General features: G+C 60.8%; 21 protein-coding genes and 1 pseudogene. 10 read left to right on the forward strand and 12 right to left on the reverse strand.

Annotated elements, in window-relative coordinates:
- Positions 1-3 precede the first annotated feature (3 nt).
- From ACM6JM_RS03890 to ACM6JM_RS03905, 4 genes are all read right to left on the reverse strand, one after another.
- On the reverse strand, positions 4-945 hold the full coding sequence (locus ACM6JM_RS03890) for a MerR family transcriptional regulator (RefSeq protein ID WP_074690983.1): 942 nt from the start codon (positions 943-945) through the stop codon (positions 4-6).
- Positions 945-1,907 (reverse strand): YbgA family protein, encoded by a 963-nt coding sequence (locus ACM6JM_RS03895; protein WP_074690984.1) that lies wholly within the window; start codon positions 1,905-1,907, stop codon positions 945-947. Before ACM6JM_RS03895 ends, ACM6JM_RS03890 begins: the two co-directional genes overlap by 1 nt.
- A 112-nt stretch (positions 1,908-2,019) precedes the next feature.
- Entirely contained in the window at positions 2,020-2,235 is a 216-nt protein-coding gene (locus ACM6JM_RS03900) for a TIGR02450 family Trp-rich protein (RefSeq protein WP_039766311.1), read from the reverse strand.
- Positions 2,232-3,218, reverse strand: coding sequence for an NAD(P)/FAD-dependent oxidoreductase (locus ACM6JM_RS03905; RefSeq protein ID WP_039766309.1), 987 nt, complete (start codon positions 3,216-3,218; stop codon positions 2,232-2,234). The genes ACM6JM_RS03900 and ACM6JM_RS03905 overlap by 4 nt, the downstream gene beginning before the upstream one ends.
- A 197-nt stretch (positions 3,219-3,415) precedes the next feature.
- On the opposite strand from ACM6JM_RS03905, the gene ACM6JM_RS03910 reads away from it, so the two are divergent.
- A complete protein-coding gene (locus tag ACM6JM_RS03910; RefSeq protein ID WP_039766308.1) occupies positions 3,416-4,318 on the forward strand; it encodes a TIGR01777 family oxidoreductase in 903 nt (300 codons plus the stop codon).
- A gap of 13 nt (positions 4,319-4,331) precedes the next feature.
- A complete protein-coding gene (gene hemH, locus ACM6JM_RS03915; protein WP_039766307.1) occupies positions 4,332-5,357 on the forward strand; it encodes a ferrochelatase in 1,026 nt (341 codons plus the stop codon).
- 175 nt (positions 5,358-5,532) lie between these two features.
- Here hemH and ACM6JM_RS03920 read toward each other — a convergent pair whose 3' ends face one another.
- Both ACM6JM_RS03920 and upp read right to left on the reverse strand, forming a co-directional pair.
- Positions 5,533-6,807, reverse strand: a complete 1,275-nt coding sequence (locus ACM6JM_RS03920; protein ID WP_039766305.1) for a uracil-xanthine permease family protein — start codon at positions 6,805-6,807, stop codon at positions 5,533-5,535.
- 2 nt (positions 6,808-6,809) lie between these two features.
- Positions 6,810-7,448 (reverse strand): uracil phosphoribosyltransferase, encoded by a 639-nt coding sequence (gene upp / locus ACM6JM_RS03925; protein ID WP_007951682.1) that lies wholly within the window; start codon positions 7,446-7,448, stop codon positions 6,810-6,812.
- A 164-nt stretch (positions 7,449-7,612) separates the two neighbouring features.
- Between upp and ACM6JM_RS03930 the strand changes: the two genes are divergently transcribed.
- From ACM6JM_RS03930 to ACM6JM_RS03940, 3 genes are all read left to right on the forward strand, one after another.
- On the forward strand, positions 7,613-8,170 hold the full coding sequence (locus ACM6JM_RS03930; protein WP_007951681.1) for a hypoxanthine-guanine phosphoribosyltransferase: 558 nt from the start codon (positions 7,613-7,615) through the stop codon (positions 8,168-8,170).
- Positions 8,171-8,255: 85 nt separating this feature from the next.
- Positions 8,256-8,735, forward strand: a complete 480-nt coding sequence (locus ACM6JM_RS03935) for a hypothetical protein (RefSeq protein WP_103387022.1) — start codon at positions 8,256-8,258, stop codon at positions 8,733-8,735.
- Between the two features lie 63 nt (positions 8,736-8,798).
- Positions 8,799-9,086: a PA4642 family protein gene (locus ACM6JM_RS03940; protein ID WP_065261225.1), complete on the forward strand. Its 288-nt coding sequence runs from the start codon at positions 8,799-8,801 to the stop codon at positions 9,084-9,086.
- Between the two features lie 74 nt (positions 9,087-9,160).
- On the opposite strand, the gene mqo is transcribed toward ACM6JM_RS03940, so the two are convergent.
- Both mqo and ACM6JM_RS03950 read right to left on the reverse strand, forming a co-directional pair.
- The gene (mqo, locus tag ACM6JM_RS03945) at positions 9,161-10,669 is read right to left on the reverse strand and encodes a malate dehydrogenase (quinone) (RefSeq protein ID WP_414881367.1); all 1,509 of its coding nucleotides are present in this window, start codon (positions 10,667-10,669) and stop codon (positions 9,161-9,163) included.
- 700 nt (positions 10,670-11,369) lie between these two features.
- On the reverse strand, positions 11,370-11,603 hold the full coding sequence (locus tag ACM6JM_RS03950; RefSeq protein WP_039766297.1) for a hypothetical protein: 234 nt from the start codon (positions 11,601-11,603) through the stop codon (positions 11,370-11,372).
- Positions 11,604-11,793: 190 nt separating this feature from the next.
- Here ACM6JM_RS03950 and ACM6JM_RS03955 point away from each other — a divergent pair, with 190 nt between their 5' ends.
- Positions 11,794-12,378: a YajG family lipoprotein gene (locus ACM6JM_RS03955; protein ID WP_007951676.1), complete on the forward strand. Its 585-nt coding sequence runs from the start codon at positions 11,794-11,796 to the stop codon at positions 12,376-12,378.
- 55 nt (positions 12,379-12,433) lie between these two features.
- Here the strand turns inward: ACM6JM_RS03955 and ACM6JM_RS03960 are convergent, their stop codons facing one another.
- Positions 12,434-12,640, reverse strand: coding sequence for a hypothetical protein (locus ACM6JM_RS03960; RefSeq protein WP_064599352.1), 207 nt, complete (start codon positions 12,638-12,640; stop codon positions 12,434-12,436).
- A 193-nt stretch (positions 12,641-12,833) separates the two neighbouring features.
- On the opposite strand from ACM6JM_RS03960, the gene ACM6JM_RS03965 reads away from it, so the two are divergent.
- Positions 12,834-13,112 (forward strand): hypothetical protein, encoded by a 279-nt coding sequence (locus ACM6JM_RS03965; protein WP_039766296.1) that lies wholly within the window; start codon positions 12,834-12,836, stop codon positions 13,110-13,112.
- 49 nt (positions 13,113-13,161) lie between these two features.
- Here ACM6JM_RS03965 and ACM6JM_RS03970 read toward each other — a convergent pair whose 3' ends face one another.
- Positions 13,162-14,325, reverse strand: coding sequence for a 1-acyl-sn-glycerol-3-phosphate acyltransferase (locus tag ACM6JM_RS03970; RefSeq protein WP_170844873.1), 1,164 nt, complete (start codon positions 14,323-14,325; stop codon positions 13,162-13,164).
- Between the two features lie 142 nt (positions 14,326-14,467).
- Here ACM6JM_RS03970 and ACM6JM_RS03975 point away from each other — a divergent pair, with 142 nt between their 5' ends.
- Genes ACM6JM_RS03975 through ACM6JM_RS03985 form a run of 3 tightly spaced genes read left to right on the forward strand, consistent with a single transcriptional unit; the run spans position 14,468 to position 15,580 of the window.
- Positions 14,468-14,650, forward strand: a complete 183-nt coding sequence (locus ACM6JM_RS03975; RefSeq protein WP_020799766.1) for a CPXCG motif-containing cysteine-rich protein — start codon at positions 14,468-14,470, stop codon at positions 14,648-14,650.
- Between the two features lie 9 nt (positions 14,651-14,659).
- Positions 14,660-14,920 (forward strand): putative signal transducing protein, encoded by a 261-nt coding sequence (locus ACM6JM_RS03980; RefSeq protein ID WP_011335895.1) that lies wholly within the window; start codon positions 14,660-14,662, stop codon positions 14,918-14,920.
- A gap of 36 nt (positions 14,921-14,956) precedes the next feature.
- Positions 14,957-15,580, forward strand: coding sequence for an SOS response-associated peptidase (locus ACM6JM_RS03985; RefSeq protein WP_085668177.1), 624 nt, complete (start codon positions 14,957-14,959; stop codon positions 15,578-15,580).
- 150 nt (positions 15,581-15,730) lie between these two features.
- Here the strand turns inward: ACM6JM_RS03985 and ACM6JM_RS03990 are convergent, their stop codons facing one another.
- Both ACM6JM_RS03990 and ACM6JM_RS03995 read right to left on the reverse strand, forming a co-directional pair.
- A complete protein-coding gene (locus ACM6JM_RS03990; protein ID WP_371916411.1) occupies positions 15,731-16,573 on the reverse strand; it encodes a methyl-accepting chemotaxis protein in 843 nt (280 codons plus the stop codon).
- A gap of 15 nt (positions 16,574-16,588) precedes the next feature.
- Positions 16,589-17,932, reverse strand: a pseudogene (locus ACM6JM_RS03995) (HAMP domain-containing protein); the annotation flags it as partial.
- Between the last annotated feature and the right edge of the window lie 193 nt (positions 17,933-18,125).

Genomic DNA, 18,125 nt, shown 5'->3' on the forward strand with positions numbered 1-18,125 from the left:
TCATTAAATCAACCCACGCTCAATGAGTGCCCGATGTGCCGAAAGGGGGTCTTCGGCCAGGAACAGATCAGCGAGTTCGGAAGTCTTTGTGGACAGCTCGGCGTGGTGGATACACACCGTTGGTCCGACAATCAGTTTTGGGCAGCTGACACCGTTGAACAGTTTCGGTAGCTGCGCCAGGTTCAGGGCTTTGCTGGAATACAGCAGTACGCCACGGGCTTGCAGGGTATCGGTTGCCAACGCCAGTTCGCCGGCCGGCAGCGGCCAATCGAATACCTGCACCGGGCAATCGGCGCTGCTGATCAGCCAGGCGCAGAGCCACAGATGCGGCTCCAGTGGCAGGTCCGACTGGTTGATCAGCAGCAGCGGCGCGGTGCGCAACTGACGATTGTTATGGTAGATGCGTGCGCCGAATTTGCTGCGCAACCAGGCATAAAAGAACACCCGCTCCATCTGCGCGCCGAACTGGCCCTGCCAGCGCTGTTCAAGATCGCTTAGCAGCGGCAGCAGCAATTGCTCGCATAGAGTGCGTGGCGGATACAGCGCCATCGCCTGGTTGATGCCGTCGTCGAGGCTGCGCTCGTTCAGGTGGGTAACCGCCAGCAGGGCGGCCTGGCGCAGTGGATGCCATTCGTCCTGCGCCGGTTCGTTGAACGTCTGCGCGGTGTCGAGCAGCGGTTTGACCTGGCTGACCGCTACGCCACGGTTGAGCCAGGTAAGGATGTTCTGGATACGTTGCACATGCTCGGCGTTGTACAAGCGATGACCCTTGGGCGTGCGCTGCGGAACGATCAGCCCATAGCGCCGTTCCCAGGCGCGCAGGGTGACGGCGTTCACGCCGGTCTGACGGGCGACTTCGCGGATCGGCAGCCAGCCCTCGTCGAGGGCTTTCTTGAAGTCGGCGCCGAGGTCTTCACGGGCGCTGGTGTCGAGTGAGTCATTCATCAAATGGCGTTTCGCAGGCTGAGGTTTTCCGGATGCGGTTGCAGGTACACCTGCTGCGCAATGTAGGGATCCGGGTGGAGGCGAAAGTGATGCTTGAGCAGGGTCAGCGGCACCACCAGCGGAACGATGCCGTGCCGGTACTGGCCGATGATGTGCTGCACTTCCTGTTTGTCTTCAGGGCTGATCGCCTGTTTCAGGTAGCCACTGATGTGCTGCAGGACGTTGCTGTGGGTACGGCGGGTGGCGCATTTTTTCAGTGCCGCCATCAGTTCGCTGAAATAGCGCGGGCCCAGCTCGGCCGGGTCGGTCTGGCCCATGTTGCCCAGCAGATTGCCCAGCGCCTTGTATTGCACCGGGTTGTGGGCCATCAGCAGGTATTTGTAGCGCGAGTGAAATTCGGTCAGTGCACGGCGGCTCAAGCCCTGCTCGAGCACCTGCTGCCATTCGCGGTAGGCGAGCACGCGGGTGATGAAATTCTCCCGCAGCACCGGATCGTTGAGACGCCCGGCTTCTTCCACCGGCAGATCCGGATGCTGTGCACAGAACGCCTCGGCGTAAATGCCACGCCCACCACCATTCACCGGTGCGCCGTTGGCGTGGTAGACCTTGACTCGCTCAAGTCCGCAGGACGGCGATTGCTGCATGAAGATGTAGCCGCAGATGTCATTGAGCTCCCCGGCCATTTTCTCGCCGTAGGCGGCCAATGGCTGGGTGACGTTGATCGACGGATTGACGGTGCCGACTGCATCAGGCTTTTGCGGATCGCCCACCAGACGAATCGGCTCGCGGGGAATCCCCAGACCAATCGCTACTTCAGGACAGACGGGAACGAATTCGAAATGCTCGGCCAGGGTGCGGCTGCACAGCCGCGATTCCTTGTGCCCGCCGTTGTAGCGCACTTCGGCGCCCATCAGGCAGGCGCTGATGGCGATTTTCGGTAGGGACGTCGATGAGTCGGACATGCAGCAACCTCGAATCTGAACCTGTACAGGCAATCTGATCTGTACAACATGCCTTCAGCATAGATTCATGGGTGTACAAGTCAAATTGTTTGTATAAGTTTTTTTGAGGTTTTTAGCGCCAGCCCATTTTCCAGCGTGAATCATCCTGCAGGGCATGCCAGTCGCATTGCTCGGTACGCCGGGTCAGCACCGCCTGCAGTTCGATTTCCAGCACCGTGCCGTCCTCGTCGCGGAACAGTTCGGTCACCAGAAAATGTTTTTCACGGTTTTGCGGGTGAGCTGCTGTCCATTTCGACAGCAGCAATTTGCGCGGATTGATGCGATTCACTGCAGGTGTTCGTGCAAGCGTCTTGCCGCCTCCTGACCACTGAGCCATGCCCCTTCGACCCGACCCGACAGGCACCAGTCGCCACAGGCATACAGGCCCAGGTCGGCGTCGGCCAGGGTGCCCCATTCATGACTGCTTGCCGGCCGGGCATAGAGCCAGCGGTGGGCGAGGCTGAAGGTCGGGGCCGGCATGGCGCTGTGCAGCAACTCGGCGAAGGCACCGTGCAATTGTTCGATCACCGCTTCCTTGGGCAGATCGATGTGCTGCCGGCTCCAGGCACTGGTGGCGTGCAGGACCCAGGTGTCGCACGTGGTGTCGCGTCCCGGTTTGCTGCGGTTGCGAGCCAGCCAGTCGAGGGCGCTGTCCTGGACGAAGCAGCCTTCGATTGGCGTATCCAGCGGTGTATCGAAGGCGAGGGCGACGGCCCAGGTCGGGTCCATTTTCACGCCGGCGGCGGCACCGGCGAGTTTCGGTGCGGAGGCCAGCAGGGCAGTAGCCTGAGGCGCCGGAGTGGCGACCACCACGTGGCTGAACGGCCCGTGGGTGAAACCTTCGGCATCTTGCAGGTGCCAGTGTTCTTCGCCGCGATAGACCTCGGTGATCCGGCAGGCGAAATGCACTTCCAGGCCATCGAGCAGGCCCCGGGTGATGGCGCTCATGCGCGGCGTGCCGACCCAGCGGGTCTGTTCGTCCGGCGACAGGTTCAACTGCCCGCCATGAAAGGTGTAGAGCTGCGGTGCCCATTCGGCGACCCAGCCTTTGCTTTGCCAGCGCTGGACTTCGGTCACGAAGCGCCGATCACGGGCGGTGAAGTATTGCGCACCCATGTCCAGCGAACCGGCATCGCTGCGCTTGCTCGACATGCGCCCGCCGCTGCCGCGACTTTTATCGAACAACTGAACGGTATGCCCGGCATCTGTCAGCGCCTGGGCGGCGGAGAGTCCGGCAATGCCGGTGCCAATGATTGCGATAGGTACAGTCATAGGGGCCTCGTTTACCTTTCTGTACAGACTACGCCGTGGATGAAACCTGTACAATTATGTTTTTTGGTATAACTTCCAGCGTTCTTGTTCTGACAGCTTGGCCTATGGTTAAACAATAGAGCCTGCCCGATAGAAAAGATCCCTGTTTATAAAAATAGACTAGTGATCGGGGTAAAACGCCACGCGAGGAAGAAGTCATGCACATATTGCTGACCGGCGGTACTGGATTGATCGGACGTCAGCTTTGCCGGCACTGGTCCGCACAGGGGCATCGCCTGACGGTCTGGAGTCGTCGTCCGGAAAAAGTCGCGAAAATCTGTGGCGCCCAGGTGCGTGGCATTGCGCGTCTGGAGGACCTTGGCGACGAACCGGTCGACGTGATCGTCAACCTGGCCGGCGCGCCGATTGCCGACCGGCCGTGGACCCATCGGCGCAAGGCGTTGTTGTGGAGCAGTCGGATTACGCTGACCGAAGCGTTGCTGGCGTGGCTGGAACATCGCGGGCAGAAACCGTCGCTGCTGATCTCGGGCTCGGCCGTGGGTTGGTACGGTGACGGCGGCGAGCGCGAGTTGACCGAGGACTCCCCACCGGTGATTGACGATTTCGCCAGCCAGTTATGCATCGCCTGGGAGGAAACCGCGCAACGCGCCGAAGCGATGGACATTCGCGTGGTGCTGGTGCGCACCGGGCTGGTGCTGTCGGCCGAGGGCGGCTTTTTGTCGCGCCTGCTGCTGCCGTTCAAGCTCGGGCTGGGCGGGCCTTTGGGCAACGGTCGGCAGTGGATGCCGTGGATTCATATCGATGACCAAATCGCCCTGATTGATTTTCTTCTGCACCGCGATCAGGCGAGCGGTCCTTATAATGCGTGCGCGCCGAAACCTGTGCGCAATCGCGAATTCGCCAAGACCCTGGGCAGCGTGTTGCACCGCCCGGCGTTCATGCCGATGCCGGCCCTCGCCTTGAAGGTCGGGCTCGGCGAGATGTCATTGCTGTTGCTGGGTGGCCAACGGGCCACGCCCAAACGCTTGCTGGAAGCGGGATTCACTTTCCGGTTCACGGATTTACGCGCGGCCCTGGACGATCTTTCCAGCCGCCTCTGAAATAGGACGTTGCATGACCGATCACGCCTTGCTTCTGGTCAACCTGGGTTCGCCGGCCTCCACTTCGGTGGCCGACGTGCGCCGCTATCTCAATCAATTCCTGATGGATCCTTACGTGATCGACCTGCCGTGGCCGGTGCGGCGTCTGCTGGTGTCGCTGATTCTGATCAAGCGCCCGGAGCAGTCGGCCCACGCCTACGCCTCGATCTGGTGGGACGAAGGGTCGCCGCTGGTGGTACTCAGTCGTCGCCTGCAACAGCAGATGAAGGCGCAGTGGACTCACGGTCCGGTTGAGCTGGCCATGCGTTACGGCGAGCCGTCGATTGAGACAAGCCTGTTGAAGCTGGTCGCGGCGGGGCACAGACGCATCACCCTAGCGCCGCTTTATCCACAGTTCGCCGACAGCACCACCACCACGGTGATCGAAGAAGCCAAGCGGGTGGTGCGCGAGAAAAAACTCGATGTGCAACTGTCGGTGTTGCAGCCGTTCTACGATCAACCGGAATACCTCGACGCCCTGGTGGCCAGCGCCAAACCGCACTTGCAGCAGGATTACGATCACCTGTTGCTGAGCTTCCATGGTTTGCCTGAGCGGCACCTGACCAAGCTCGACCCGACCGGCAATCATTGCTTCAAGAATGAAGATTGCTGCAAGAACGCCTCGGCTGCCGTATTGGCCACCTGTTATCGCGCCCAATGTCTGCGCACAGCGGCGTTGTTCGCTGAGCGCATGGGGCTGCCGGACGGCAAGTGGTCGGTGTCGTTTCAGTCGCGGCTGGGCCGGGCGAAATGGATCGAGCCCTACACCGAAGCGCGGCTGGATGAGCTGGCCAAAAGCGGCGTGAAGAAGATTCTGGTGATGTGCCCGGCGTTTGTTGCCGATTGCATCGAGACCCTGGAAGAGATCGGCGATCGCGGCAAGGAACAGTTCTGCGAAGCGGGGGGAGAGGAGCTGGTGCTGGTGCCGTGCCTGAATGATGACCCGCAATGGGCGAAGGCGTTGGCAACACTTTGTGAACGGGCGCCATTGGCCCTTTAATGATCGTCGATGATTGATCGTTCCCACGCTCCGCGTGGGAATGCCTCTGGGGACGCTCCGCGTCCAGTGACGCAGAGCGTCACGGGCTGCATTCCCACGCGGAGCGTGGGAACGATCAGTGTGAGGTGATGAGCGTGGGAACGATCATGACGATCAAAGAGGGAACGATCCGTCGTTAGATCAGCGGCTCATCCGCCTTCTTCTGCTTCCAGCCGTCATTACCCGGCAGCAGCAGGTTCAGCGCAATTGCCACCACCGCGCACAGCGCGATGCCTTTGAGACCGAAGTCGTCGGGACCGGTGCCGGTGCCGACCAGCACGCCACCGATACCAAACACCAGGGTCACCGAAACGATCACCAGATTGCGCGCCTCACCCAGGTCGATCTTGTGACGGATCAAGGTGTTCATCCCCACCGCCGCGATCGAACCGAACAGCAGGCACAGAATCCCGCCCATCACCGGCACCGGAATACTTTGCAGCAGGGCGCCGAACTTGCCGATGAACGCCAGGCTGATGGCGAAGATCGCCGCCCAGGTCATGATTTTCGGGTTGTAGTTCTTGGTCAACATCACTGCGCCGGTCACTTCCGCGTAGGTCGTGTTGGGCGGGCCGCCGAACAGGCCGGCTGCGGTGGTGGCGATACCGTCACCGAGCAGGGTGCGATGCAGGCCTGGCTTCTTCAGGTAGTCGCGACCCGTCACGCTGCCGACAGCAATCACGCCGCCGATGTGTTCGATGGCCGGGGCCAAAGCTACCGGGACGATGAACAGGATTGCCTGCCAGTTGAACTCCGGTGCGGTGAAGGCCGGCAGGGCGAACCACGGTGCTGCGGCAATTTTCGCGGTGTCGACCACGCCGAAGTAGAAGGACAGGGCAAAACCCACCAGCACGCCGGAAATGATCGGCACCAGACGGAAAATGCCCTTGCCGAACACCGCCACGATCAATGTGGTCAGCAGCGCCGGCATCGAGATCATCATGGCGGTCTGGTAATGGATCAGTTCCGAACCGTCGCCGGCCTTGCCCATCGCCATGTTCGCGGCAATCGGCGCCATGGCCAGACCGATGGAGATGATCACAGGGCCGATCACCACCGGCGGCAGCAAACGGTCAATGAACCCGGTGCCTTTGATCTTCACGGCCAGGCCGAGGAAGGTGTAGACGAAACCGGCCGCCATCACGCCGCCCATGGTCGCGGCGAGGCCGAACTGGCCTTTGGCGAGAATGATCGGGGTGATGAAGGCGAAGCTCGACGCGAGGAATACCGGCACCTGACGCCCGGTGACGATCTGGAACAGGATCGTTCCCAGACCCGCGGTAAACAGTGCCACGTTCGGGTCCAGGCCCGTGATCAGTGGCATCAGCACCAGGGCGCCGAAAGCCACGAACAGCATCTGTGCGCCGGACAGCACGGTGCGCCAGAGCGGATCGTTGAACTCTTGCTGCATGCTTACGCGTCCTTCTGCTTGGTGCCGAAGATCTTGTCACCGGCATCGCCAAGCCCAGGAATGATGTAACCGTGCTCGTTGAGTTTCTGATCGATGGACGCGGTGTAGATGATCACGTCCGGGTGAGCTTTCTCGACAGCGGCGATGCCTTCCGGCGCGGCAACCAGCACCATCGCACGGATGTCCTTGCAACCGGCCTTCTTCAGCAGGTCGATGGTCGCAACCATGGAGCTGCCGGTGGCAAGCATCGGGTCGATGATCATGGCCAGGCGTTCGTCGATTTCCGGAACCAGTTTTTCCAGATAGGTGTGGGCCTGCAGGGTTTCTTCGTTACGGGCAACGCCGACGGCGCTGACCTTGGCGCCCGGGATCAGGCTGAGCACGCCTTCGAGCATGCCGATGCCGGCACGCAGGATCGGCACGACGGTAATCTTCTTGCCGGCGATTTTCTCGACCGACACGGTGCCGCACCAACCTTCGATATCGTAGGTTTCCAGCGGCAGGTCTTTGGTCGCTTCATAGGTCAACAGGGCACCGACTTCCTGCGCGAGTTCGCGGAAATTCTTGGTGCTGATGTCTGCACGGCGCATAAGGCCAAGTTTGTGACGGATCAGCGGATGGCGGATCTCTTGGATGGACATGGGGAAAGGCTCCGGCGGCGGGCAAAAAAACCGGCCTAGATTAATCTATCCGACGGTGATGTCCTATAGGACATACAGTACGTTAGTCCACAAATGCTTGATTCGGCCGTGCGGGATGCGTACCTTTGCTCGCTTTTCCGAAACAGACCCCCCTGGAGAGCGCCATGTCCGCTGATCTCGAGCATATCCGTCAAATCATGCGAGAGGCTGACTGCCTGTACACCGAAGCTGAAGTCGAGGCTGCCATTGCCCGTGTCGGTGCACAAATCAACGAACAACTGGCCGACAGCAACCCGGTGGTGTTCTGCGTGATGAACGGCGGCCTGATCTTCTCCGGCAAACTGCTGACCCATCTGCAGTTTCCGCTGGAAGCGTCCTACCTGCACGCCACCCGCTATCGCAACGAAACCAGCGGCGGCGACCTGTTCTGGAAAGCCAAGCCTGAAGTCTCGTTCATCGACCGCGACGTGCTGATCATCGACGACATCCTCGACGAAGGTCACACCCTGGGCGCGATCATCGACTTCTGCCGTCACGCCGGCGCGCGCAAAGTGCACACCGCGGTGCTGATCGACAAGGATCACGACCGCAAGGCCCGTCCTGACCTGAAAGCCGACTTCGTTGGTCTGCCGTGCATCGACCGTTACATCTTCGGTTACGGCATGGACTACAAAGGCTACTGGCGCAACGCTAACGGGATCTTCGCCGTCAAAGGCATGTGAGAACCCCTGAAAGATCGCAGCCCCGGGCTGCGATCTTTTGCTTTAAAGGCTGCTAAAGTGCTCGGCCCCGCCCCCGGAGCCTGTCATGAGCCTCTTGATCCGCAGCTGCGCCGCCCTGTTGCTGACCCTCAGCCTGCCCCTGGCCGCCGCCCCGATGCACAGTCAATTCCTGCCGCCGGACGACCTGACCCTGCGCGATGCCGAACCCGAGCAGCAGCAACTGTTGCAGGTCACCGATTATTCCGTGGTGGTGGGGGCCCAGCGCCAGTCCAATCAGCAGCCGATTCCGGTCACCTCTTCGTTGATGATCCGCCTAAAAGGCAAATCCCTGAACAAGGGGGCGACGATCAATCAGGTGCTGGTCAACTTCGATGGCGAAAGCAAAAGCCTGAAAAAACCGGTGTATGACGACAAGAGCAAGACCCTCACGCTCTACTACCCGCTGGCCCAGTACCGGGTGGTGATCGATCTGTTGCGCAACGATACGGTCTACGTGCAATTTCTCAGTTACGCCAACGGCCACATCTGGGCCGATTTGCACACCGGCAGTACGCGCTCGCGTTGAGCCTTGTGCCTGCGCAGGGGTAAACTGCCCGCCCCGTGAAATGTCTGCGAGCTGGAGTCGGCAATGCGTAAAGATAAGAAGCAAGTGATTGGTGACGAGATCGGCGATGAGCAGATCAAGCTGTTCCTCGATTTTGAGCCGGTCGACGCCACCTCGCCGTCGCTGCACAAACTGGTCAAGGCTTACCGTGGCCTGCGCATCGACGATTTCGAACGCTTCCTGACGTTCTTCGTCGAAGCCGGTTATGACGTCGATGGCAAGGACGAGCACGGCAAGACTTTCATCGACCAGATCCGCGATCAACGCAACGCTGCGGAATACATCGAGCTGATCGAGAAAGCGCGCGGCTGATATCCGCGGCGTTCCCAAGGCATAAAAAAACGCCCCGCACTCACTGAGTGCGGGGCGTTTTTTATGTCGCAATATCAAGCGAAGCTTGGGGTCTCGCTGCTTTCTTCCACCAGTTCAAGCGCAATGTTGTTCTGCGTGTTGATCTTGCGATACAGCGCCGCGTCGGTTTCCAGGACCTTTTCACGGGCCGGGAAGATTTCCGCCAGTTTGGCAGCCCATTCACCCTTGGCCTTGGCCGGGAAGCACTTCTCGATCAGTTCCAGCATGATCGAAACGGTCACCGAAGCACCCGGCGAAGCGCCGAGCAGGGCGGCGAGGGAGCCGTCCTTCGCGGCCACCAGTTCGGTACCGAACTGCAGGATGCCGCCTTTTTTCGGGTCTTTCTTGATGATCTGCACCCGTTGGCCGGCCACTTCCAGGCGCCAGTCTTCGGCTTTCGCCTCGGGGTAGAAACGGCGCAGGGATTCCAGGCGCTGTTCCATCGACTGCATCACTTCGCTGACCAGGTACTTGGTCAGGTCCATGTTGTTTTTCGCCACGGCCAGCATCGGCCCGATGTTGCCGGCGCGAACCGACAGCGGCAGGTCCATGAAGGAGCCATGCTTGAGGAACTTGGTGGTGAAGCCGGCGTATGGCCCGAACAGCAGGGATTTCTTGCCGTCGACCACGCGGGTGTCCAGGTGCGGCACGGACATCGGTGGCGAACCCACGGCGGCCTGGCTGTAAACCTTGGCCTGGTGATGCTTGACCACTTCCGGGTTGTCGCAGCGCAGCCACTGGCCGCTGATCGGGAAGCCGCCGAAGCCTTTGCTTTCTTCGATGCCCGAAGCCTGCAGCAGCGGCAGGGCCGCGCCACCGGCGCCGAGGAACACGAACTTGGCGTCGACTTCACGGCTGCTGCCGCTGTTGACGTCCTTGATGCTGACGGTCCAGCCATTGCCGTTACGCTTGAGGCCGGTCACGCGCTTGCAGTACTTGACCTGGGCATCGGGGGCGCTGGTCAGGTGCTTGAGCAACTGATTGGTCAGGGCGCCGAAGTTGACGTCGGTGCCGTTGATCACGCGGGTGGCGGCGAGTACCTGGTCTTTTGGACGACCCGGCATCATCAGCGGCATCCACTCGGTCATCTTCGCCTTGTCTTCGGTGTATTCCATGTCGGCGAAGGCGTGGTGCTTGCGCAGCGTATTGAAACGTTCCTTGAGGAACGACACGCCTTGCTCACCCTCGACGTAACTCAGGTGCGGCACCGGGCTGATAAAGGATTTGCACGAGCCGAACGTGCCTTTCCTGGTCAGGTACGACCAGAACTGCTTCGACACCTCGAACTGGGTGTTGATGTGCACGGCTTTCTTGATGTCGACGGTGCCGTCGGCAGCCTGCGGCGTGTAGTTCAGCTCGCACAGGCCGGCGTGGCCGGTACCGGCGTTGTTCCATGGGTTGGAACTCTCCGCGGCACCGGAATCCATCAGCTCGACGACTTCCAGCTTGATCGCCGGGTCGAGTTCCTTGAGCAGTACTGCGAGGGTGGCACTCATGATGCCGGCCCCAACCAGAACTACGTCGACTGCTTCGTTATGCGCCATTTAACGCGTCTCCAAAATCTGCAGCACCAAATTGTCGGCATGGCTGCCAGGCGTCCAGGGCAGGTCAGTTGAGCCCCGGGTATCCTTGGTCAGGTGTGCCATGTCCGAATCTTCGCAATTTTTCGCAACTTCGACGGATGCGTGCGGCCTGGCTTCAAGAGTCCCATGAACTCATTTCGGCACGGGGCTGGCAATTCGACTTATGGTCGAGACATCCGTTTGTGCAACCAAATCCGTAGCGGACAGGCTTCAGGCTCCGGTAGTCGAGGCGTTCCCGTTCCTGTGTCGTTGGGCTGTTTCAGACGCTAATGGTGCATGTTCAGACGCAAAACTATTCATTTGCTCGCCACACTCTTGTGAAGTTGTGAAAACCCGTTTTTTTCACGCTCTTTTGAAGACGTGAACCTCAAAAAGGGCTGTCCGGGGCTGGCACCGTGCCCGGAGGGGCAAACAACTCAGTGGCCGAGCGTCATGACAGCTCTGCAGATTCGCGAAAAGCGGGATTTGCCAGGGAAACAGCAAGCACGCCAGCTTCACTCGATCTGTGTGGGCGGCTCTCTGTGGGCGATTTGGATGCCAATGCAAGCGCATTGACGCTGTTGCGGGGCCCGATCAGGAGACGTCCTTATAATCGGGGGGAGATTGTATCGAAGAAATGCGCGGAGTTGGTCGAGTTTAATGACTTTTATTAGGCATCCGGTCAGATGCTCAACATCGCCTGAGCCCGTGCGCGTGGGCGCTGCTGTTCGACCCGGGCGCTGGCGGGCAGTGGCTGGTGCAGCCAGTTGAGACGGATTTCCTCGATTTCCACCCAGCCATCACCCATCGGTTGCAGGCTGCATTGCTTGAAGGCCTGGCAATGGCCGTTGCGGTCGAGCAGGGCGAAGCTGCGGTGCAGCGGGCGGGGGGCGAACAACGAGATCAGATAGCGCATGGCAGTGCTCCTTTTGGGGATCTGTGAGCAAGATTGGCAAAGGGCCGTGACGCGCACGTGTATGGGGGGTGACGAATGTGTGACAGGAACCGCTGGCAGCGGGTTTTGTCAGAGATTTCAGTGCTGGTGACCCACAGTGGCCCACCGCTATACTGCCGGCCTGTCTGTGCCTGATTCTGGAGAGAAGAGCATGTTGCAACGCCTGTTGTTCGGTTTGATCACTGTGACCAGTTTGACCCTGGTTGGCTGCGCCCACAGCCCGCAACAACTGAGCCCGGAACCGAAGCTGACCACTCAGCTGGCACCGGTCGGCCACGGCCAGCCTGTCGTGGTTCGCGTCGTCGACGGTCGTCCGTCGCCAACCCTCGGCACCCGTGGCGGCCTGTACCCGGAAACCAGCGCCATCACCGTGCAGCGCGAGCAGATCCTGCCGAAGCTGCAGGCCCAGGCTGAAGCCGCCGTGCGTCTGCTCGGGTTCACCCCGACCAACAACGCGCCCAATGCACCGCAACTGACCGTGACCCTGGCCGAACTGAAATACCAGTCGCCGAAGGAAGGCATGTACGTGACCGAAGCCACCATCGGCGCCACCTTCCGCTCCGACGTGCAGAACGCCAACCGTCGCTACAGCGGCCGTTACGGTGCCTCGCTGGACCAGCGTTTCGGTATGGCGCCGAACCAGGAAACCAACACCAAACTGGTCAGCGACGTGCTGAGCGATGCGCTGACCCGTCTGTTCAAGGATCCGACCGTGGGTCAGGTCCTCGCCGAGTAAGTGTTCGGTTGATGTGAAAAAGCCCGGGGCCAGTGATGGCTCCGGGCTTTTTCGTTCAGGCGGCTTGTGAATAGAGGTCGAGAACGCTGACGCCGGTCAGCAAATCAGTCTCGGGCAAGTCCGCGTGCTGATGGCCGCCGAGGGCGCAATACACCAGCCAGTGGCGGTCCTGAACATTGAAGGCCAGGCTGCCGACGAGGGCTTGCTGCTCGTCGGACGGAGAGATGAGGTACAGGCGATCCTGGTTTTCAGCGTGAAGCATGTCGCGTTCCGTGTCGGTTTCGAGGCGCGCAGGGTGACTGAAACAAATGACGATGCCGTGACACAGGACAGCCATCGGTCGATTGTGGGGTTATTTGTCGTAAAGATTGGGGTTGGCGGGGAGGGTTCCGGTAGAATCCGCGCCGCGGTCGTCGGTCTGGCGCTCGCCATACCGGTTTAGATTGAGGTCTGTGATGTCGCTGCACTTGATGACGCTGTTTACCGCCCATCCCGCCAAACTGATCAATCTGCTGGCCCTGCTGTTGGCCTTTCCCGGCAGTTGGCTGCTGCACGCGACCCGTCGCCGTGAACAAAGGGCGATGGCCAGTATCGCAGCCCAGCGCCAGAACCAACCCGATCGGGAGCCGGTGCTCGATTGGGCGACCCTGCGCATGAACCGCTTCTTCTACCGCTTCGGTTTTGCCTGCCTGGGCCTGGCGTTGCTGGTGTCCTGGATCAGTACCCGCTTCTGAACGAAAAACGGCGCCCGAAGGCGCCGTTCTTGTATCCAGCCGACACCGCTTACAGCGGCAGTCCAGCCTTGACCCGGTACTGATTGCGCACCGGCGTCGCATATTGCAGCACCAGATACGGACGATGCTCCTCGGGGCAGGCGTCCAGACGGCTCCGCCATTCTTCCTGGGCCTTGGCCAGTTCCTCGGCACCAAACACCTCGGCAGCCTTCGGCACGTTCAATTGCGGATCGGCATCGGCCCACTGCGCGTACGCCAGGTAATGCACCGGGAACAACCGGTAGCCACCGAGAATCTGCTTGTCCATCTCGACCGCCAATTGCTTGGTGTCTTCGAACAGCTCGGTGATCGGCGCGGCGAAGTTCACGTGCACCCGGCCCTTGTAGCCGGTGATGCCCTTGGCGATGCTCACGTCATCCTCGCCCGGCGCCTTGCTGTAGGTTCCGGTGGTGGCGCGGATGTACAGCTCGCGGGCCTTGGCCTGATCGCACGGGTCGTATTCGTAGCTGATCGACACCGGGGTCAGGTTCAGCGACTGAATGACTTCGCCGAACGGCTCGTCCTTGCGACTCATGTGGAACATCTTGAGGATCGCAGACTCGGTACGGTCGTCGCCGTCCTTCGCGCGGCCTTCAGCCTGGGCGATCCAGATCGAGGCGCAATCGTTGCGGATCGAGTGGTTGATGTACGCCGACAGCAGTTGATACGCGGCCATTTTCTCGCGGCGCCCGGTGATCGAACGGTGCACGATGAAGCTCTTGTTCAGACGCATCAGATCGCTGACAAACGGCTTTTGCAGCAGGTTGTCGCCAATCGCGATGCGCGGCGTCGGCAAGCCGGCGTGGTACACGGCGTAGTTGACGAAGGCCGGGTCCATCACGATGTCGCGGTGGTTGGCGATGAACAGATAAGCGCTGCCGGACTTGAATTGCTCGACACCGGTGTAGGTCACGCCGTCGGTGGCGCGCTCGATGGTGTGATCGACGTAGAACTCGACCTTGTCCTGCAAAGTGGCCACGGAGGTCACGTCGGCAAACTCACGACGCAGCCGATGGGCTATAAGTGGTTTGAGCATCCAGCCGAAGGCACCGGCAAAACGCGGGAAGCGGAAGTGGGTGAGGATATCTAGAAACGCCTTGTCGCCGAGCAGTCGCGCCAGTACCGCAGGTACTTCGCTGTCGTCGTAAGGTCGGATGGCATCGAATTCGCCCATCATGCTCTCTTGTTGGAAACGGCTAGGGTAAGTAAAGGTTTTGATCGAAAACCAACGGGGCACGGTCTGAAAAAGTAGCCAGACAAAAATAGCCCTGCAAATAGACCGGCGATTATACGCACAAGTCACCCGGGAGACCGCGATGCTGGAAAGCGCACTATATGAATGTCCGTATTGTGGTGAAGAGGTCGAGACGACGGTGGATCTCTCCGGTGGCGACCAGACCTATATTGAAGACTGTCAGGTGTGTTGTCGGCCGATCACCTTTGTGTTGCAGGTCCATGGAGAGGACTGGTTTCTGGAAGTCTTCAGCGAAAACGAGTGAGGCGCGGCCATGCAGCGAATCTACGAACCGGAAAACCTGATGGAAGGCGAGATGCTCAAGGGTATGCTCGCCAGCGAGGGCATCGAGGCGCATCTGGTCGGGCGCGATCTGCTGGGCGGCACGGGCGAGTTGCCGATCTTTGGCCTGTTGGGCCTGTCGGTCGATAACGACCAGGCCGAATACGCCCGTGAGCTGATCAGTGCGTACAATGCCGCGCTGCCGCTGCCCGGCGATGAACCGGACAGCTATCCCGGGACGCTGGTCTGTTAGGCTGGCGTTCGTTTTATTTGTGAGTCGTGCTGCCCCATGTGTGGACGTTATGCCCTGTTTCGCTGGAACCGCGATTTCGCGAGCCTGCCAGGTTTTCCTGCCGATCAGCAGGCGCAGTGGAACATTTCCCCCAACGATTCGGTGTTGATGCTGCGCGCCGAACCCGGCGGCCAGCGCACGCTGGCCCGTGCCCGTTGGGGGCTGACACCGCCGTGGCTGACCGACATGTCGCGCACGCCGGCTCATGCCCGGGCCGAAACCGTCGCCGAACAGCCGATGTTCCGTGAAGCCCTGCGCTTGCGTCGTTGTCTGCTGCCGGCCAACGGGTTTTACGAATGGCGCGGCAACGTGCGCAAGCGGCCGTACTGGCTGACACCGGGAGAGGGGGCTTCGTTGTTTTTTGCGGCGATCTGGGAGGCGTATCCGGTGCAGGAACAAGTCTGGCTGAGCACGGCGGTGATCACTCAGTCGGCGGCCAGTCAGCGCCGGCCGTTGATTCTCGATGAGGCGGGGCAGGCGGCATGGCTTGATCCTGAAACGCCGTTGCATGTCCTGCAAGGCCTGCTCGCCAGTGAACCTGCCGCCCTGCGCGAGCGGGTGCTGGCGAACCTGGTCAATGATCCGAAGCTCAACGGGCCGGAGTGCCTGACCCCGGCCTGATCGGTCAGACCTTCGATCGTTCCCACGCTCCGCGTGGGAATGCAGCCCGGGGCGCTCCGCGCCCCAGATCCAGAGCCGAACGCGGAGCGTCCGTTGAGGCATTCCCACGCGGACGGTTCGACGCCTCGACGTGGGAACGATCACTGTCGGCTAGACCTTGAACTGGTTGATCAACCGCCGCTGCTGCTCCGCCAGTTTGGTCAGATCGGCACTCGCCGAACTCGATTCATCCGCACCACCGGCCACCTCATTGGCCACCTGACCGATATTGATCACGTTGCGGTTGATATCGTCGGCCACCGCGCTCTGTTCCTCGGCAGCGCTGGCGATCTGGGTGTTCATGTCGTTGATCACCGATACCGCCTGAGTAATGGTCTCCAACGCTTCGGCCGCCTTGGCCGCGTGCTGCACGCTTTCGTCTGTACGGTTCTGGCTGTCTTCCATGACCCGCACCACATCGCGGGTGCCCTGTTGCAGTTGCTGGATCATGCTCTGGATTTCTTCGGTGGCTTTCTGGGTTTTCTGTGCCAGGTTGCGCACCTCGTCGGCCACCACCGCAAAACCGCGTCCTTGTTCACCAGCACGGGCCGCTTCGATCGCCGCGTTGAGGGCCAGCAGGTTGGTCTGCTCGGCGATCCCGCGAATGGCGATCAGGATCGCGTTGATGTTTTCGCTGTCCTTGGCCAGGGTCTGCACCACGTCCACGGCCTTGCCGATTTCCACGGCCAGCACGCCAATCGAATGGGAGGTGTCGCGCACGATCTGCATGCCCTGACTGGCTGCCTGATCGGCGTGGCTGGCCGCTTGCGCGGCCTGGGTCGCGTTGCGTGCCACGTCTTGCGCGGTGGCGGTCATTTCCTGCACGGCGGTGGCGACCTGATCGATCTCGGCCATCTGCTTCTGAATGCCGATATTGGTACGGATCGCGATGTCCGCCGTGTGCTCCGAGGAATCGCTGACGCTCTGCACCGACGACACCACCTGCGTGATCATCCCCTGCAATTTGGCGAGGAAGGTATTGAAACCTTTGGCGATTGAACCGAGTTCGTCTTTGCGATCACTGGTCAAACGACGGGTCAGATCACCTTCGCCCTGGGCGATGTCATCGAGCATGGTCACCATCTGTTTGAGCGGACGGGCGATGCCGTGGCCCACCAGCCAGATCACCAGCAGGCCGAGGCCGGCAATGATCAGACCGACCATGGCCATGCCGAAGGTGTCGGATTTGCGCTGGGCGTCGAGGTCGCCTTGGAGCTTTTGCAGATCGGCCATCACCGCGTCGAGCGGCAGTTGCAGCATCAGCGTCCAGCGTGCGTCGGTCTGGCCGATGCCGAATGGCAGGTACAACTCGATCCGGCCTTGCTCTTTATTGACGGTGTACGTCACTTCGCCGCGCTTGAGATTGGCCATGTTGGCAATCTGCTGGGCGTCGAGGATGTCGCTGACCTTCTCGCCGAATTTGCTCGTGTCCTTGGTGTAGGCGACGATCCGGCCGTTGCCGCCGATCAGGGCCATTTGCCCGGCGCCGCTGTACAGTTTCTGGTTGGCGCTCAGGAGCATTTCCTGGATGAAGTTCACCGACAGATCGGCGCCGACGATGCCCTGGAAGGCGCCGTTGAGCATGATCGGTTCGATAAAGGAGGCGAGCATGACGATCTTGTCGCCGACCTTGTACGGGGCCGGATCGATCACGCAGGATTTTTTGGTTTCTTTCGAGCACAGGTAGTACTCGCTGGCGCGCACGCCGGTGGACAGGACTTTCTGGTCGTCGACGTCCACCAGTTTGTCCAGGCCCAGGGTGCCGTCGTCATTGCGAAACCACCACGGCAGGAAGCGCCCGTTGCCAGGATCAATCCCGACAACCTGGGTGCCGACGTAGGCCGCGTCATTGTGATCCAGTGCGTTTTTTTCCCAGCCGATGTAAGTGCCGAGAATCTTCGGATTCTTCTCGACGTTTTCCTTGATCAGGCTGATCAGTTGCTCACGGCTGACGGACAGTCGCGGCTGGCCGTCGGCGCCCGGTGTGCCGAGCAGGGCGTTGACCCGCACCAGTCCGCCGGCAATCAGCAGCGGCGCTTCGAGTTCGCGCTGGATCTGGCTGACCTGAGTCTGCGCCAGCGAGGTCAGGCGCTGTTCGATGACTTGCTCGAACTGGGCCTGGGTCCGTTGCTGGACCATTTCCTGGGTGCGGGCACCGGAGAACAGCGCATACAGCACTAGCGCGGCGACCACGCTGAGTACGATGGCGCCGGCCAGGGCGGCCACGGAAAACTGGATCGACTTGAACTTCATGGGAGCTCCGCACGCGAGAGGACGTCTGCGCTGTTGTATCGGCAGCCACGATTGCGCCATGAGGTGCGGAGCAAGTGATTACAGCCGGATGTCGCAAATGGACCAGTGCACGACGCAGTTGCAGCGGGCTCGGCGGTGGATGTGAATTTTTCCTGCAGGGTTGGCGGGCGTGTTCTGAAAACAGGTGCATCACGTCCGTTGTATCTGGCGCCGATACAATTACCCGCCTAGGATACGCGACAGGTTTTCAGGG

The sequence above is a fragment of the Pseudomonas sp. IT-P2 genome, assembly GCF_949767575.1.
GTDB lineage: Bacteria > Pseudomonadota > Gammaproteobacteria > Pseudomonadales > Pseudomonadaceae > Aquipseudomonas > Aquipseudomonas pharyngis.